The 17,698-nt window shown below is 37.2% G+C and carries 18 protein-coding genes; 5 read left to right on the forward strand and 13 right to left on the reverse strand.

All coding sequences use genetic code 11. From position 1 onward, the window contains the following. The first annotated feature begins 45 nt into the window (after positions 1-45). The 3 genes from liaF to FC748_RS11245 are packed head-to-tail and all read left to right on the forward strand — an operon-like array spanning position 46 to position 2,376. Complete coding sequence (gene liaF, locus FC748_RS11235) at positions 46-735, forward strand: cell wall-active antibiotics response protein LiaF (protein WP_233433805.1); 690 nt, start codon at positions 46-48, stop codon at positions 733-735. Beyond that, positions 732-1,769, forward strand: a complete 1,038-nt coding sequence (locus tag FC748_RS11240; RefSeq protein ID WP_025218886.1) for a sensor histidine kinase — start codon at positions 732-734, stop codon at positions 1,767-1,769. The genes liaF and FC748_RS11240 overlap by 4 nt, the downstream gene beginning before the upstream one ends. After that, a complete protein-coding gene (locus FC748_RS11245; RefSeq protein WP_024361524.1) occupies positions 1,744-2,376 on the forward strand; it encodes a response regulator transcription factor in 633 nt (210 codons plus the stop codon). The genes FC748_RS11240 and FC748_RS11245 overlap by 26 nt, the downstream gene beginning before the upstream one ends. Before the next feature lie 226 nt (positions 2,377-2,602). On the opposite strand, the gene FC748_RS11250 is transcribed toward FC748_RS11245, so the two are convergent. The 3 genes from FC748_RS11250 to FC748_RS11260 all read right to left on the reverse strand — a co-directional run bounded on the left by FC748_RS11250 (position 2,603) and on the right by FC748_RS11260 (position 5,687). Continuing rightward, the gene (locus FC748_RS11250) at positions 2,603-2,995 is read right to left on the reverse strand and encodes a hypothetical protein (RefSeq protein ID WP_108029597.1); all 393 of its coding nucleotides are present in this window, start codon (positions 2,993-2,995) and stop codon (positions 2,603-2,605) included. A gap of 168 nt (positions 2,996-3,163) precedes the next feature. After that, entirely contained in the window at positions 3,164-5,158 is a 1,995-nt protein-coding gene (gene tkt, locus FC748_RS11255) for a transketolase (protein ID WP_108029596.1), read from the reverse strand. Positions 5,159-5,453: 295 nt separating this feature from the next. Further along, complete coding sequence (locus tag FC748_RS11260; protein WP_024361527.1) at positions 5,454-5,687, reverse strand: DUF896 domain-containing protein; 234 nt, start codon at positions 5,685-5,687, stop codon at positions 5,454-5,456. Between the two features lie 172 nt (positions 5,688-5,859). Between FC748_RS11260 and FC748_RS11265 the strand changes: the two genes are divergently transcribed. Continuing rightward, on the forward strand, positions 5,860-6,372 hold the full coding sequence (locus tag FC748_RS11265; RefSeq protein ID WP_024361528.1) for a GNAT family N-acetyltransferase: 513 nt from the start codon (positions 5,860-5,862) through the stop codon (positions 6,370-6,372). Between the two features lie 56 nt (positions 6,373-6,428). Here the strand turns inward: FC748_RS11265 and FC748_RS11270 are convergent, their stop codons facing one another. Both FC748_RS11270 and yneA read right to left on the reverse strand, forming a co-directional pair. After that, positions 6,429-7,091 (reverse strand): YneB family resolvase-like protein, encoded by a 663-nt coding sequence (locus FC748_RS11270; protein WP_024361529.1) that lies wholly within the window; start codon positions 7,089-7,091, stop codon positions 6,429-6,431. Continuing rightward, complete coding sequence (gene yneA, locus FC748_RS11275; RefSeq protein WP_024361530.1) at positions 7,091-7,405, reverse strand: cell division suppressor protein YneA; 315 nt, start codon at positions 7,403-7,405, stop codon at positions 7,091-7,093. Before yneA ends, FC748_RS11270 begins: the two co-directional genes overlap by 1 nt. A 165-nt stretch (positions 7,406-7,570) precedes the next feature. On the opposite strand from yneA, the gene lexA reads away from it, so the two are divergent. After that, positions 7,571-8,188, forward strand: a complete 618-nt coding sequence (gene lexA, locus FC748_RS11280; RefSeq protein ID WP_024361531.1) for a transcriptional repressor LexA — start codon at positions 7,571-7,573, stop codon at positions 8,186-8,188. A gap of 141 nt (positions 8,189-8,329) precedes the next feature. On the opposite strand, the gene FC748_RS11285 is transcribed toward lexA, so the two are convergent. The 8 genes from FC748_RS11285 to FC748_RS11320 all read right to left on the reverse strand — a co-directional run bounded on the left by FC748_RS11285 (position 8,330) and on the right by FC748_RS11320 (position 17,659). Then, positions 8,330-8,785, reverse strand: a complete 456-nt coding sequence (locus tag FC748_RS11285; RefSeq protein WP_025218880.1) for a GNAT family N-acetyltransferase — start codon at positions 8,783-8,785, stop codon at positions 8,330-8,332. A 252-nt stretch (positions 8,786-9,037) separates the two neighbouring features. Beyond that, positions 9,038-9,760, reverse strand: coding sequence for a gamma-glutamyl-gamma-aminobutyrate hydrolase family protein (locus tag FC748_RS11290; RefSeq protein WP_024361533.1), 723 nt, complete (start codon positions 9,758-9,760; stop codon positions 9,038-9,040). Between the two features lie 12 nt (positions 9,761-9,772). Next, a complete protein-coding gene (locus FC748_RS11295; protein ID WP_108029595.1) occupies positions 9,773-10,525 on the reverse strand; it encodes a prepilin peptidase in 753 nt (250 codons plus the stop codon). Between the two features lie 290 nt (positions 10,526-10,815). After that, the gene (locus FC748_RS11300; RefSeq protein ID WP_108029594.1) at positions 10,816-12,906 is read right to left on the reverse strand and encodes a DUF2339 domain-containing protein; all 2,091 of its coding nucleotides are present in this window, start codon (positions 12,904-12,906) and stop codon (positions 10,816-10,818) included. A 91-nt stretch (positions 12,907-12,997) separates the two neighbouring features. Next, positions 12,998-13,249, reverse strand: a complete 252-nt coding sequence (locus FC748_RS11305; RefSeq protein ID WP_024361536.1) for a phage holin — start codon at positions 13,247-13,249, stop codon at positions 12,998-13,000. Positions 13,250-13,698: 449 nt separating this feature from the next. Then, positions 13,699-14,379, reverse strand: coding sequence for a 4'-phosphopantetheinyl transferase family protein (locus tag FC748_RS11310; protein ID WP_108029593.1), 681 nt, complete (start codon positions 14,377-14,379; stop codon positions 13,699-13,701). Positions 14,380-14,467: 88 nt separating this feature from the next. After that, complete coding sequence (locus FC748_RS11315) at positions 14,468-15,271, reverse strand: ABC transporter ATP-binding protein (protein WP_025218877.1); 804 nt, start codon at positions 15,269-15,271, stop codon at positions 14,468-14,470. Positions 15,272-15,304: 33 nt separating this feature from the next. Continuing rightward, positions 15,305-17,659: an ABC transporter permease gene (locus tag FC748_RS11320; RefSeq protein ID WP_108029592.1), complete on the reverse strand. Its 2,355-nt coding sequence runs from the start codon at positions 17,657-17,659 to the stop codon at positions 15,305-15,307. Positions 17,660-17,698 lie beyond the last annotated feature (39 nt).

Here is a 17,698-nt window from a genome sequence, read left to right on the forward strand (position 1 = left end):
GGCGCATTATTTCTTGTTGTAAAATATTACATAGTAGAAAGAAAGGTGACCCTTTTGCAAAACTTCACAACTAATAAACTCACATTTTGGGTACTATGCTTCTTTTTACTCGTATTTGTAGAGCTTACTATTTTCAATAACGGCGGTGCTTTTTGTTTATTAATCGGTGCTGTCCTGCTCTATTTAAGCTTTTCAAAAAACAAGCGATTTTTAAAATGGACAGGAATTTTCTTTATTGCAATTGCTCTCTTTACGATGTGGAGTTTGCGACTATTTATCGTCATACTGCTCTTATACATGCTCTATCAATACTTACAACGAGAAAACGAACCGAAAATCGTCACATTGGAATTTGATAAGTTACCGGCAACTAAAAACGAACTATTCGGTACAATACCTGCGCCTGAAGATGCTTACAAATGGCAAGATGTACAAATTCAACGACTCGCTGGTGACATTACAATCGATACAACGCAAACAGTTTTACCTGCTGGCCCAAGTCTCGTTACGATTCGACAAGGCATTGGTAAAGTACAGATTTATGTCCCTTATGAAATTCCTTTTCGCTTACACTACACAACGCTATTCGGAGACTTTACATGTTTGCAAGGACATCCACAGCGGCTTCTGAATGAAAGTATCGTGTTCTCAGATGGCAACCCTGAGGATGCAAAACGTACCCTCGTCATTCACGTCGCTACATGGCTAGGAGATTTGGAGGTGCTACGTAAATGATTGCCTTTCTTTCTAGAGCTTTCTCTATATTTTTCATATTGATTGGCGCGGCATTCGGTCTCCTTTTTGCGATTTGGGGTGAACCAAATGAAAAAGTATGGGAACCTTTGTGGCAACAAGACTATGATAATATTCCATTAGGTGGCATAATTTTAATCAGTCTCTTTGCGCTTAGTTTCTTTATTGCAAGCTGGATTAGCATGACTGCACGCGCGCGTGAGGCGCAAGCAACTCGCTTTGTAAAAGAATTAATCGAGCCGGATTTTGTTCTACCTAAAAAACATGCACTACCGAAGCCACTGAAAAAAGCACTTGTTCAAACGAGCGAATTGATTGATACTCAGCGAAAAAGCTTACAGCGCCTTTCCAATGAACGAGCAGAAGCCAATGATAAAGTGATTCAAGAGCGCATTATTGCCGAACGTCAACGACTTGCACGTGAGCTCCATGACTCGGTTTCACAACAATTATTTGCCGCTTCAATGTTACTTTCTGCCTTAACGGAAAGCGATGAAAATGCCAAAAGTTTAAAGCAAGTAGAAAAAATTGTACAGCAGGCCCAGCTAGAAATGCGCGCATTATTATTGCATTTACGCCCTGTTGCACTGCACAATAAAACCCTCGCCCAAGGCTTAGAGGAATTGATTATTGAACTACAACAAAAAGTATATTTTCATATAGAATATGAACTAGAAGAAATAGCTTTAACAAAGGCTGAGGAAGATCACCTGTTCCGTATTGCTCAAGAAGCATTATCCAATACATTGCGCCATTCTAAAGCAACAGAAGTTGAACTACTTCTTGTTGCCCGAGACAATCTTGCTATTTTACGCATTCAAGATAATGGTCTTGGCTTTGATGTAGAGGCTGATAAATCGACTTCCTACGGTTTACAAAATATCGCTGAGCGAGCCGTGGAAATTGGTTGTAGGTATAAAATTGTTTCGGTGCCTGGAGAAGGTACAATAGTGGAGGTAAAAGTTCCGCTACAGAAGGAGGTTGTTGAAGTTGATTCAAGTATTAATAGTGGATGACCACGAGATGGTACGAATTGGCGTATCTGCCTACCTGTCAGCACAGCCTGATATTACTGTTGTGGGGGAAGCTGAAAATGGCGTCGAAGCTGTTGAACGTGCGCTCGCCCTTCGTCCTGATATTATTTTAATGGACAATGTCATGCCTGTGATGACCGGAGCTGAAGCAACTGTTAAAATACTTGAAGCTTGGCCAGAAGCGAAAATTATGATGGTCACAAGCTTTTTAGATGACGATAAAGTGTATCCCGCTTTAGAGGCTGGTGCGATTAGCTATATATTAAAAACATCCAATGCTAAGCAAATTGCCGATGCCATTCGTAAAACAATGGGCGGAGAAACTGTTTTGGAGCCAGAAGTCACATCTAAAATGATGCACCGTATGCGCTATGGAACAAATACACCCCTTTATGAGCAATTAACTGAACGTGAAATGGAAGTTCTTTTGTTAATGGCAAAAGGCAAGGCAAACCAAGAAATTGCGGATGACTTATACATCGCCTTAAAAACAGTGAAAACCCACGTCAGCAATATTTTAGCCAAACTAGACGTTCAAGATCGAACACAAGCTGTCGTCTACGCCTTTCAAAATGGTTTAGCAAAGTAATTTTTATTAATGTCGCCAGGTTTGTGTCGGTTCGCCGAGTTTTAGTGGCGATTCGTAACATCGAAAAGATCAAAAAATACCGCAGCGCTCAATAGGAGCTTGCGGTTTCTTTTTAATTATTTGTTTGTTTTAATCTATCTAATAAATCAAATAAACTCCAATAACCTTTTATTAAATCCTCATTTGTATTTCCATTCAAAGCAACGCCAAAAGTAGTACCTTGATATTAACCGATAAAATAATCTTGAGCTTGATTTTCAAATGTATTTTCGTACGTGTGGTTAGGAATAATAAAAGCTGAAATTGCTTTGTCTGACTGAACAAATACAATAGGTATAGAGGAATTTAAATAAAATTGAGTATATTGTTCGTCGGAAGCTTCTTGTAAATAATCTTTCGTAATCATGATAGCATCAAAAGAATCTTCATTTTTTTTATGTAAATCTTGTAACATTATTTTTTTAAATTTTATATTGTTTTCTTTAATTAACGAAAGTATTTCCCCTACAATCCCAATTTCTATAACTTCATGTTTTTTGACGATATTTACTTCTTCATTTGAACATCCCACTAATAAAAATAAAAAAGCAAAAAAAGAAAAAAAGTATTTTTTAATCATTTAAGCTCACCTTTTACATTTTTTTATGCTTTATGATAAAGTTGTCATCTACATATATTTTTAAAATAAAAAAAGGACTGTAGACAACCTCGAAAATTTCCGAGTTTGTCTACAGTCTGACCGTAACGCTTAATTAGAGCTTACGGTATTTTTTATGGAAGCCAAATCTTATAGTGCTTTAACTTTTGCTACAACGTTTTCTACAGTGAAACCGTATTTTTCCATAACTAACTCACCTGGAGCAGAAGCGCCGAACTTGTCGATTGCAAGAACGTCACCTTCAAAGCCAGTATATTTGTGCCAACCGAATGATGCACCCATTTCGATTGCTAGACGTTTTGTAACAGCTTTTGGAAGAACCGATTCTTTATATGCTGCATCTTGTTTTTCAAAGCGATCCATTGAAGGCATTGATACGACTGCAACGTCCATACCTTCAGCTTTTAAAGCTTTTTGCGCTTCAATTGCAAGTGAAACTTCAGAACCTGTTGCAATTAAAATAGCATCTGCTACTTCTTTCGATGCAGGTGAAACAGTGTAAGCACCTTTTGCTACACCTTCACGAACTGTTTCGATTGACGCGTCAAGCACTGGTAAGTTTTGACGAGATAATACTAATACAGTTGGTGTTTTTTCTGATGATACTGCAAGCTCCCATGCTACTGCTGATTCGTTCGCATCTGCTGGACGAACAACAGAAAGGTTTGGCATTGCACGTAATGAAGCTAAATGCTCGATTGGTTCATGTGTTGGACCATCTTCCCCTACAGCGATTGAGTCATGTGTGAATACATATGTCACAGGAAGACCCATTAATGCAGAAAGACGTACAGCTGGACGTACATAATCAGAGAATACGAAGAATGTTCCGCCAAAGACGTTAACACCGCCGTGAAGAGCCATACCGTTCATTGCTGCGCCCATAGCGAATTCACGGACACCAAACCAAATATTGCGACCTGCATAGTCATCCGCTGAGAAGTCGCCTGCACCCTTCATCGTCGTTTTATTTGAGCCTGCAAGGTCAGCAGAACCACCGAAGAATGATGGTGTTTTCTTCGCAATCGCATTAATTGCATCGCCTGAAGATGAACGTGTTGCTACAGATTTACCTGCTTCATAAACTGGCAATTCTGCTGCGAAATCTTCTGGTAGCTTACCATTCATCGCATCTTCGAATTGAGCTGCTAATTCTGGGAACTCTGCTTTGTAAGCTTCAAATTTTGCATTCCAAGCTGCTTCCGGCTGTGCACCTTGTACTTCAGCTGCTGCATTAAACGTATCATATACTTCAGATGGGATTTGGAATGGCTCATGTGTCCATTCGTATGCCGCTTTTGTTAAGACAACTTCATCTGTACCTAGTGGCGCACCGTGAGAATCTGATTTTCCTGATTTGTTTGGTGAACCGAAACCGATGACTGTTTTCACTTCAATCAATGTTGGCTTACCAGTAGATTTTTTCGCTTCTTCAATAGCTTGGTTAACAGCTTCTACATCTGTACCGTCAGCCACTTTTAAATAGTTCCAGCCATATGACTCAAAACGTTTTTGTACGTTTTCTGAGAATGATTTTTCTAAATCACCATCTAATGAAATATCATTTGAATCGTATAACACGATTAATTTTTCAAGTTTTAAATGTCCAGCTAATGAAATCGCTTCAGCCGCAACACCTTCCATTAAGTCGCCGTCGCCACAAAGCGCAAATGTATAGTGATTGACAATTTCATGTCCTGGTTTATTATAAGTCGCTGCTAAATGACGCTCTGCCATTGCCATACCAACTGTCATCGCAATTCCTTGTCCAAGTGGACCTGTTGTTGCCTCTACCCCAACCGTATGGCCGTATTCTGGATGTCCTGGAGTTAATGAATCCCATTGACGGAAGTTTTGAATTTCTTCCATTGGTAGGCCGTAACCGCCAAGGTGAAGTAGGCTATATAAAAGCATAGAGCCATGACCTGCTGAAAGTACGAAACGATCGCGGTTATACCATTTTGGATTTGCCGGATTATGGCGAAGTTGTTTTGTCCAAAGCGTATAAGCCATTGGCGCTGCCCCCATTGGTAAGCCTGGGTGACCTGAATTTGCTTTTTCAATTGCATCAATTGACAATGTTCGGATAGCATTAATCGCTAGTTGGTCCGCATGTTGAGTCATTATGTTGTGACATCCTTTCTCGTCCTATATATTGTTCTACTACAGTTTAGTCAACATTGTCCTAGAAAACAATGCTTTTGTTATACTATTTGAGATTTATGACATACTTTATCATCATTCTGTAACTTAGACATAGCAATGATAGAATAACGACAAAATTACTGCCTATTTTGGAGGAAGGTTTAACAAATAAAAAAGAAACCTTCTTCAGTGATGGCAAGGATTTTGCTAGAAATCTATAGTGAAATGTCCACGCGAAATGTGTTTGCTTACATCCTGCATGAAATGTGTCATATTAATTTAGAAATTTATTTTTTTTCGCTTGTTTTACCTTCTCAGGCGTTACGTCATTACCTTCTTGATCGACAACTTTAACATTTTCAATTGTATTGCGCATCGTTGCTCTAAATGTATCTAAATATTCTTTGCGAAGGGATGTACGCTCTTTCGCTTCTTCTTCCGTTAAACTGCCCGCTTTAGCTTTTGCTGCTAATTCATTGATTCGATTAATTTTTTCTTTGGATAACATCGTTACACACCTTTCAATACCTTGATGACTTCAGTATGCAAAGTATAGCATGCTTTCCCTTAAAATGCAGTTATACCAACCCTTAATCACACAGCTTAGCCACAATTTACATGACTTCCAAATGTTAGTAGTGTATAACTATTAATAAAGAACACATATTGGGGGAAATAAGGTGAACATTACAACACAGCGATTACATATCCGAAAATTTGAAATACAAGATTGGCAGGCTGTTGTTAACTATATGTCCGATCAAACCGTGATGCACTATATGCCAGAAGGCGTTTTAACTGCACAACAAGTGCAAAAATTTATATCAGATAATCGTGATGAAGCAAAGCATTTCGCCATTGTTTTACAGGAGCAGTCACAGGTTATCGGTCATCTCGTATTCCATCCTTACTTTGGCGAACATACATATGAAATTGGATGGGTGTTAAATCCTGCGTATTATCGTAAAGGCTATGCGTCGGAGGCAGCACAAGCACTATTAGATTACGGCTTCACGAAAATGAAGCTTCATCGAATCATCGCCACATGTCAGCCCGAAAATATCGCTTCTTATCGCGTTATGGAAAAAATCGGCATGCGTCGTGAAGGATTTTTCAAAAAATGTATACCACATGGTGACGATTGGTGGGATGAGTACTATTACGCTATTTTGCAGGAAGAATGGCAAAGTTGAGCTCTCTACTACACTTCAAGACTGTTAGTAGAATAAAAAAAGACTAGCAGTGCAAATTATTTGCCTGCTAATCTTTCTTGATGTTCTTGATAGCGCCTATGTACGGTTGCCTTACTAACTTCGAAGCCAAGACCTCTAAGTGTCATGGCTATTTCTTCAAAAGTAAAGCCCCGATTTCGCAACTTCACAATTTCTTCTACCGGTACTTCCTTGCGCTCCTGACCATTTGGATTGCCACGATTGGACAAGTTATTTTCTGGACGATAGCCATTTTCTACTGCCCGACGCATACCGCGGCGAATTTTCGCATTATGAATTTTACGCTGATACTCCTCTACAATCGCTAATATTTCAAGCAACATCGTGTCCATCTCATTTAATTGGACAGGCCCCGCATCTCGCATCGAAAAAACATCTGTATCTGTTTTTTGCAATAAATGGAGTACAGCCATTCGCGCATTCCCACGCCCTAAACGTGTTTCATCTTGCACAAATAATGCTTGAATTTCTTTTTCTTTAATAAAATCGAGCATCTCCAGTAAACCTTCGCGTTCCACATCATAACCACTATGTTTGTCCTGAAAAACCTGTATCACTTCATAGTTTTGTTCCTTGGCATAACGCAGCAATTCTTCTTGTTGTCGTTCTAATGAAGAACTTTGGGTCTCTTTTTCCGTACTAACCCGGCAGTACAGTACAGCCGTTCGTTTTTTATTCATCATTTTCCACTTCTCGCAATTTCAATAGAATTGGTGGGCATCTTATTGTCACCCACTACGGGTATAACGAGTGATTTCCCTGCAACAATATTAACGCTATGTAATTCGTTCTCGGCTTTCACAAGGTTAATCCAGTCATCCGTACCCATTTTACCACGGTATTGTTCGGCTAACGACCATAAGCTATCGCCATGCTCTATATGAATTTCAGTGTAGGTAATGTCTCCAGGATCAGTTATAAAAAGATAGCCTGCAAATAAGAAAATTACGCCCAATAAAATTGAAATATGTGTATTTTTTTTAAACCAATTCATGCATCATATCCCCTTTTTAGAATGTTTGTTCGGAATGTATGTTCTTATAATAAAGCGAACAAACGTTTTTGTCAAACACTTTTCGAACCTATGTTTGCATAAGTGTTCGCATTCTGCTATACTATCTAGTAAGAAGAATGATATGAAAAAAAGAGGTGAGCAATCATGAAAAAAGTTTCGAAAAGACAAGAAGACATACTAGCGTTTATCAAAGAAGAAGTACGCGCAAAGGGCTATCCACCATCTGTACGTGAGATTGGTGAAGCAGTTGGACTTGCATCAAGCTCAACAGTTCATGGACATTTAGCTCGTTTAGAGCAAAAAGGCTTTATTCGACGAGATCCTACTAAACCGCGTGCAATTGAAATTTTAGAGCCTGAGGATTCGATTCAAAAGCAAAGTGTTATCCATGTACCACTTGTAGGGAAGGTTACTGCTGGATCTCCAATTACAGCGATTGAAAATATCGATGAATATTTCCCTTTACCGGATATTTACGGGACAAGCGAAGATCAGTTATTTATGCTAGAAATCATGGGTGAATCGATGATTGAGGCAGGAATTTTTGACGGGGACTTAGTCATCGTCAAGCAAAAGGCAACAGCCGATAACGGTGATATCGTCGTAGCCATGACCGAAGAAGATGAAGCAACTGTCAAACGCTTCTTTAAAGAAAAAAATCATTTCCGCTTACAGCCAGAGAACGCTACAATGGAACCGATTATTGTAGACCAAGTTTCGATTTTAGGACAAGTTGTCGGCTTATATCGCCGTGTACATTAATGCATTCTTATACTAATTTTGCGAAAAAATAATGTTCGATTAGGAAAGCCACGAAATGTTGATGGGATAACATTCGTGGCTTTTGCATGTGTGCTCAAACTTACATTTAGGAGCGTTCTATGGCATATATCATTAAGTTCATCAACGTGATAACGATTGTTTAATGTTCTTATGTAGAAAGATGATTCTTTCTATTTCTTCAAAACCATTTTTTTTATAAAATTCTTCGGCAGGTATCCCTCTATCTGTCAGCAGTACAATGTTATCTATTTTGTTATTATCGAGTTCTTTAATTAAATGATTTAACAGCGCTCTTCCAATTCCCTTATTCTGCTGTTGTTGTTTTACGTACATTTCATTAATAAAGAATTCATCTCCGCTCCACCAAACTCTATTGACTCCTAAAATACAGCCTAAAATCTCGTCATTTTCTATTGCTAAAACTCCTAAGAATCCAGGTGTCTGATAAAAATCTAATAAATATTTTTTAGCTTGCGAAAATGTCCATTTATCATTCCAAGGCGCATCATTAAATACTTCAATAAATGTTTCGGTACATTTACTTAAATCCTCTTCCACTAATAATTTATATTCCATTACAACCACCCCTTTATTTAACATATAAATGCAATTATAACATTTATTATTAATCCTTTGTTTCACTGTAATTACCTGAAGAAACTCTGCGTAACTGCCTTTTGCCTTGAAGTAATTATCAATTTGCATAGTTAGAATTTCTCTTAAACTATACCTCCAATTATGACAATAAAAATACAGCCTTTTCTATGTGAAAGACTGTATTTAAAGGCTAAACTATTAAATTTTCGTTTGGTTTCTTAGCTGTCATCCCTATGCTTCTCTTTTATATAGCATGCTCGCTTTAACGAAAGCTGAAAAAAGTTTTTGTGCAGCAATATCTCCTACAATTGCCTGTTCTTCTGGGTGCCACTGAACCGCTAGACAAAACGGAAACTCTTCATGGACCACCGCTTCGACTAGACCATCACTAGATTTTGCTGCAACGACTAGCTTCTCTGCTAAAACATTTACTGCTTGATGATGAAAGGAATTAACAGCAATTTTTTCTTCTTCAATAATTGTTTTTAACAATGTATGAGGTGTTATGTGAACATAATGCGTTGCGACGCCACGAGCTGCTTGTTGTGCATGTTTTAACAGTTTACTACTATGATATTCACTATCAACATCTTGGTATAATGTTCCACCTAATGCAACATTGAGCATTTGAATACCACGGCAAATACCGAATATCGGCATTTTCCTTGTAAAGGCTGCATTAAGTAAGGCCAGTTCCACCTTGTCTCTCTCCGGGTGTATCTTTCCTAGCCTTGGTAAAGGTTCAGCACCAAATTCAAATGGATGAACATCGTGCCCACCCGATAAAAGTAAACCATCCGTTAACGATAGAATTTGTGCCGCATCTTCCTCTACCCCCAGCGGAATAATAAATGGGATCCCTCCAGCCTCAATAATGCTTTCGCTATAGGCTACATTTAATCTCGATGATAAATCATCTTCCGCAAACGCCGTTATACCTATAATTGGTTTCATCTATCTCCCTCCTTACCATAATCCTACATACCACTGTATTATGACATTTCCATAGAAATACACTATGACCGCTGCTAGTGCGATGGCAGGGCCAAATGGAATCGCTGTTTTTCTACCTTGCTGGCGCACTTGCAGCACAATCATTCCAGCAACCATTCCAATAACGGCTGCTATAAATAATGTCAATAGTGTGTGGATTGTACCTAATACAAGGCCGAGTAAAAAGAATAATTTTATGTCGCCACCACCAATTCCACCACGCGACACAACTGCGATACTATATACTACGCCAAAGCCAACGACAGCACCTACAATACTATCCCACCAAGGCGTCAAAGGCGCTAGCATACGCCCAATCACCAATAATGGCAAAAAGCACAATAGCACTTTATCTGGTATAAGCATATAGGTAATATCCGATACAACCACAATCACCAATAATGAAATCAATAATAATGCCACGATAAATTGTTCACTTAATCCATATTGCCAATATGAAAAGGCAAATAATATCCCGGTCAGCAGCTCGATTAATGGATAAATCCATGCAATTTTTTGCCCGCAGCTACGACATTTGCCTCCTAAAAATATATAGGACAATACAGGTATTAAATCTATTGCCGTCAATTGCCTCTGACAGGTCGTACAGTGCGATGGTGGTTGGATTAGTGACTCCTTCATCGGCACACGTAAACCTACCACATTAAAAAACGAACCAAATACAAGTCCAAATACGAATACAAGTATTGTATAAGCCATTTCCATTTTTCTTACCCCCTAAACTAACATAGTGCTTATACTTGTTGTCCTTTATAATAAGGTTGTGACCTCGACGGTCGTGGTAATAGTAGACTCTACATTCTGCTAATGTTTCTAGTTTGATTTCATTATTGGTGAATGATAATTATAAAATTCTACAGCCACTATGCGTGTTCCTGTCACCACTCAATAATACTTTCAAAGAGCACGTATTTGAGTGGCTTTTTTACGTCAAAAGAAATTTACCGTAAAATAAAAGACCATTTACTAGTCACACTAGTAAACAGTCTTTATTTTTATTTCCTCAACAATCGGCCCGACAGTAGCATGCCGATGCCACCGATTGAGATGAAAAGTATTGCGCGTATTAATAAATCGAGTGCGGATAAGTCGAAGAATATCAGCTTTATAAAGGCGATGGCTAATATGATAAAGCCGGAAAGTCGAAGCATTCGTAAGTGCCGCACTGCGCCAAGCCATAGTGATAGGCTTGCCGTTAGAAAGAGCGTAATTGTTGTTAGTGCAATGCTAAGCTTCCAATCTAGTAAGTCGTTATAAGCAAGTTGTGACACAAGACCACATACTGCTAGCATCGCACTTACTACACCTATACTAACAATGGCATCTAAAAATTTCGGCATATAGTCTTGATAGATTCGATAAATACGTCCCTTCATGAGCAAATCCAGGATGATAGCCTTAATCGTAGCAATGAAGGTTAACCGTGTCATAATATTGAGCCATTCAATCCCCTGTATATTAGAAGGAATAACGTTTAACATAAATGTAAATAACAAGAATAACATAGTCAGCACTGGCGTTAATGCCCGCCCTTTAAATGTTACTGGTAGAAACAGTGACCCTACAAACAACAATACTATGCTGATACTCATTAGATGTGGGGTATTACTAGCACTTACAATATAAACACTATCCAGCTTGCCTATATAGGCGATAAAGTAACTAGCTGTAATAACTGCTATTATATCAAGCACATATAAATCTTTCATCCATTTCTCAAAGGCATTTAATGTTTCTTTACGACGTAATGCATACATATAAATAATGAAGAGATATACCCCTGGCATCAATAAAGCGAGATGTTCTATACTAAAAAATGGGGTTGGCTCGTGTATAACAAAGCTAACAATCATTGCCACGAAAAACCCTATTGAACTGACAACTTTCATCACACTTGCTCGAAGTCGCAAGCTCATCATAACGCCTGCAAATAGTATGAATGGAAGAAGTAAATCATCTACTTTTTCTGGTATATTCATAATCAACAGCGTATTACAAAGTGTAATAAATGCGAGTGTTACGGCACTATCAAATGCCTCCTGCCATTTTTGCTTATAGCCATAACCCGCTATAACTATAAATAACATACATAAACCGAACAGTAGGAGCTCTTTATAATCAAGTGGACTACTTATCAAGTTCATCATTAGTAAGCTAAAGACCCCTAAACTAAATTGCAGTCCAACATAAATATGCTTCCACTTCGATTCAACATTATACAAGCGACACCAACTCGTGTAGAAAATAGCGAGTGTCATGAACAAACCTAAGGCAAACATTCCTTGATTATCATTATTCATAAAGGCGACAATACTAATTGCCAAAATTGAGAAAAAAGTAGCGACATAAAGCGCAATTTTTTGTTTATGTTGAAGAATAACAAATTGCAACATTGTAAATAAGACAATGACAAAGAATAATATAATGTATGCGCTAAAATCCATGTATTCTAGTAAATAAGGTAATAACAATGAGGTGAAACTGACAAATAAAGTAAGTACCTCATTTTTCTTTAGATAGCTGATTGCTATGCCATAGCCAATGAATAGGATGGCAATAAACAATGCTAATGTTAAGCCCAATACATCGTATAGCATAGCACCAGCAGCAGTAGTTAAAATACCTACGATAAATGCCCCTCCATATAAGGAAATGGTTACGGCTGATGACCCTAGCTTTTTATGTTCTACTACATATGCTATGGTTGCTAATGCGATGGATAATAAATAAGCGAGGATGATTTTTACCTCGTTTGATAAGTAGCCATAATCACTAACTAGTTTTAGCCCCCATAACACACCCAATACTAAAATAACCATAAATACTTTCGGAAGCGCCCACATAATTTGCTCTTCGATTGAACGCCCTTGTTGTACATTTGTTTTTGCTGTTGGTATTGGTGAAGTTGGTGGTGTTGGCTTAGCTTTTGCGATTGGTAAGGCAGATTGGCCAGTGATGGATTTGTTGATGTTTTGTATCGTAGTCTTTTTTTGTGACTGTTGGTGCTTTAACTCATCCATTTCCCGCCGTAACGCTACCATCTCTTTTTCTAGCTTAGCAATTCGCTGCTCCATTTCTAGCGACAATTCATCATCCCCCTTAGCGATTAGAATTTTCTTACATTATACCACATTCACTTTTATTGTAAAATTACACTTTTTATACATATCATGAATTTTATCGAGGTTTTCGATACATTAAGGCACGTTCACTATCACTGGTACCGCTCGTAGTCGGATCGACAACAACCCCCATTAAAACAAGAATCGATAATACTGTATTTAAAATGGACGTTAGTTGCTCACTCATTGCACTTGTTAAATCATAACCAAACAAGGCGCCCACTTGTTGAGCGAGTAGTAACAGCATGGAAAATAAAGCTAATAAAAACGGCTTATGCATGAATCGAATCTTCCAGTTAATTCTCATAAATGCTCACCTCCCCCCTCCTCACCACAGTATATGCACCACGTCACTTGACACATATGCAAAAATATAGCTTTAGCAAGGAATAAATGAATGCTTCCTCCTAAATTGTCGTTACACTTTCTATCAACACTAGGCGCTAATGAATCAATGATTTACATGGGTTAATCGGGGATTTACATCGACTGATCAGCGCTTACAACCTTTTCTATGAACTAAAAGTTACAACTTCACATACTATAGAAAGGAACGATTTGATAAAGGGGATGTCAAATGTCTGGTAGGGAAAGACCCGATGTGTGGGACGAAGATGGAAGAGATATTGAGCGTTGGGAAAATGACGGTGGTCGAAGTAATTTTACTAGATACTTCTAAGCGGCTATATAACGGTTTCCAAAAACCCTGTAAAAAAGCAGGCTGTCCTCTAAATAACTAGGACAGCCCGCTGAACATTACCATATATCAAGATGGTCAAAAGAAACAATGGAAATCGGTTCTTTCGATAACTGCTTGGAACACAAGGCAACGATATGACAATCATCTAAATCAAACAATTGAAAGCTATACTTTTGTGACAGTTGGTTGCTTTCATACAGTTGTATTGTTTCGGGTTGAATGCAAAACGAAAAAGAATCAAGTGGCATAGTCAATCCTTTTCCCTCAGCCTTTACATAACTTTCTTTCAATGTCCAAAGTTTATAAAAATACTGTATTTGTTTGTCTTTTGGTTGACTTAAAATATCTTGATACTCACTGCTTGTAAAATAGGCTTTTGCAATGTCCATCTCTATCATTGCTACTTGTTCTATATCTATTCCAATAGGCGTATCACTCACTGCACATACAACCCAGTCACCTGAATGCGCCAAATTAAAATGAATCTGATCGAAATTTTGAAGATTAGGCTTACCATATTCATTGATAGTGAAATGAATATGGTCATTTGTCATGCCAAAGTCCCTCTTTAAAGAATGACGCAGAAGAACTTCTGCCAATATAGAGCGCTTTTTATCTTCATCAAAGTGAAATTTACTTACTTTTTCTTTTCTTTCAGCAGATATCCTTAGCTCAAATTGTTGGAAAATATCTTGATACGCTTTTTCTGTTATTTTTATTGCATATTTATATATCATTATTGTGCTCCATATAAATTTTAATACTGCTAGTCTTTGGATTTCACTTTATAGTATAATTTTGCAACAAGAAATACAAAAGCGTAAATTACTTGGCCATTTTCTCTTCATCCTTGTTGCTATAAGTATCGGTACTTTCCACTATCCATTTCATAATGCTTTCTTCTCTTTCCTTAATATTGTCAACCTTCGCATCAAATTTATTCATTTTCTTAGAAGCGACAATTTTTCCATCTACCATAAATAGGACTCTTTCAGTTTTTGCAGCAACTTTTGCATCATGTGTTACCAGCATAACTGTTGTTCCTTTTTTATTGATTTCTGTTAAAAGTGACATAATCTCTGTCGCAGATTTAGAATCTAATGCGCCTGTCGGTTCATCTCCAAATATAATATCTGGATCATTAATTAATGCCCTACATATCGCGACCCTTTGTAACTGGCCCCCTGAAGCTTGATTAATATTATTATTTTCAAGCGCTGCAATTCCAGTCATCTCTAGTAATTTTTTTGCTCTTTTATACACTTTAGTTTTATCTGCATCTTTGGATACAAGCGCAGGGAACATAACATTATCAATTAACGAGAGGTTTTTTAAAAGATTTATATTTTGGAATATAAAACCCATATTATTTAAGCGGATCTTCGCTAGATTTTCTTCTTTTAGTTTGCCAATCTCATTCCCTTTAAAAAGTACATCGCCAGAAGAAATTCGGTCCATACCACTTACATTATATAAAAGTGTTGATTTTCCACTGCCTGATGGGCCCATTACGGCTACAAATTCGCCCTCTTTAATTTCTAGATTTACATCTTTTAAAATATGCAGTTCATTATTTTTCCCTAATTCTACTATTTTGTTAATTCTTGTCGCCTCTAAAATATTATTCATATCTATTCCTCCATTGCATCGTCTTTCTACTTCTTAACCCTTTAAAATAACAGATAAATCATCTTTTACGGTTACTTTACAGCACACAGATATCGTAATACCAACTACTACAATTAATGCTAAAGGACATAGTAGCCAAGTCTGCCATGCAACGTTTACTAACTCTATTTTCGCAGCGCCCATAGAAGACATCCCCATACTTACAAGATACTCTCCTAAGTAATTCGAAACTAGTACACCTAGGAAAATTCCTACTAGTAGTACTAGTAGTGTTCCTGCCATATATTGTTGTTTAATATGATTGGCTGTTAATCCCATGCTTCGCATAATAGCGATTTGAGACATATCTTTTGATAATAACATTCTCAGGAATAGGGCTGTAATTAAAACAATAATGATTAATGAAATGGCAATTCCACCGATAACAACCGTACTCATTTGGCTAATAATATTGCCCAGCGTTTGCTGAGTATATTCTTTAATATCATTGACCTGTGCAGAGGCATATTGGCTTTGATAATATTCCATTTTTTCTGGAATATTGACATCTTTAGCCACATCCATGTTCACTATATACCAAAGAATCGCATTTTCATTTAATTCCAGACTTGTTGTTGCTTTTGCCGTTTTCCCGCCATTTGTAATATCTTGATAGATACCACTTACTGTCATCTTCTTCTCTGCTCCAGCAACCTTTACAATTACCGTATCTCCGACTTTTTTATCTAATCCATCTTTAGAAGCATTCGCATAAGATAGAGCAATTTCTCCATCCTCTTTCGGCGCATATCCCTCCAAATAACTTAGTGGAAATACTGAAAAATCACCGGTTTCAATATTTATATAATCCCATGCACCTTCTGCATTTTTAACTTGAAACGAGCCTGTAATATAAGCAGCGTGTTTTTCAATATCTGGATCATTTGCTAACTCTTCTTGCAATTTTTTATAATCTTCTGTAATCGTATCTGTTTTTCGAAGGTCAATCCTCATATCAGATTTCCCTACACCCATATAAGTAGAGAATTCCGGTGAATTCATCGTATTATATACACTTATTGGAAGTATGATAATAAATGTACAGATAACAAATATAACGATAAGTAATCTATATAATTTGAAACGCTTAAATACATCCCTAATCCCCATATAAATATTGGTACTGAAAAATTTATTTTTTAGCAGGGAGAAGCTATATTTCTTATTCTTACCGCGTTGCATAATATCTGAACGTAGTGCTTCTACAGCAGAAATCTTATCAATTCGTTTTAGCACTTTCTTGAAGTACAACGTAATGATGAAATAAACAAATAATGGCGCTATAAGAGAAAGTACATATTTCAAGTTACCTGATAAATCAGAAGATATGTAAAGTCTCATATTCCCCGTAAACAGATTAACAACTACAAAGGACAGTAAATATCCAACAATACCTGCAACTACAGATATAGCTCTATACTTATTAAGATATACCTTTTTAATATCTTTCTTAGAGATTCCGATCGCTTTCATTACACCGATTTCTCTTAAATCCTCATCAATCGTTGCTAAGAATGTCAGTCTAATACAAAGCGATGCAATAATAATAAGCAAAATACTAATCAGTATAATAACCATTGCTACAATCGTATCTGACATTGCATTAAATATTAAGAATATTTTTCCGCCAACTGTAGGTCCATTTGCTGGAAGACCTGCATCAATATATGCTGTCTGAACAGCTTGAGCATCGCCAGTCTCATGTAGTTTGAATTGAATTAAATATTCGCGTTCGCCTACTTGATTGACCAACATTTCATTATAATCAGATTGATTGATAACAAAACGTTTTGACGAAGTAAGTGAAGAATTCATCTCATAATCTCGGGCATAGTCTGAAATGGTAAAGTCCTTTTCATAATCGCCTCTTTTTACCGTAATCGTTTCGCCAACTTTTAAGTCATATTGCTGCATAAAATAAATAGGAACAGCTACAGTCCCTTCTTTTACGTCCAACTTATTGTTGTTTAAATCCAATATATAGTCAAAACTTTTATTTTGAACAACAAATGATATGTCCTGTACAGTACCTGCCATTGTATTGTTGTTTCCAAAATGTATATTATTTCCATCTAAAGTGAGAAGAACCATCGTTTCCTGCATAGCAATATGTTCACGTTGTTCTTCTGTAAATTTATCAATATCTCGCTGATTATAATCTCCTGCATGCATCTGCGTGATATCGGCTGGGTGTGCTCTTTCTTGCAGTTCTGACATTGACTGCGTTAAATTTGCAATGATATTTGTTGCACTAGCTCCTAAGATTACTGCCATCGTTATAAAAATAAATATTGTTGCCGTAACAATTTTCTTTCTGTAGCAATCATTCTTTACCATCTTCAGAAACAAAGCTATTCCTCCTTCATCTAACTACACGACTTTACTATT

Source organism: Lysinibacillus sphaericus, from assembly GCF_005217585.1.
In the GTDB taxonomy this organism is placed as follows: Bacteria; Bacillota; Bacilli; order Bacillales_A; family Planococcaceae; genus Lysinibacillus; species Lysinibacillus sphaericus.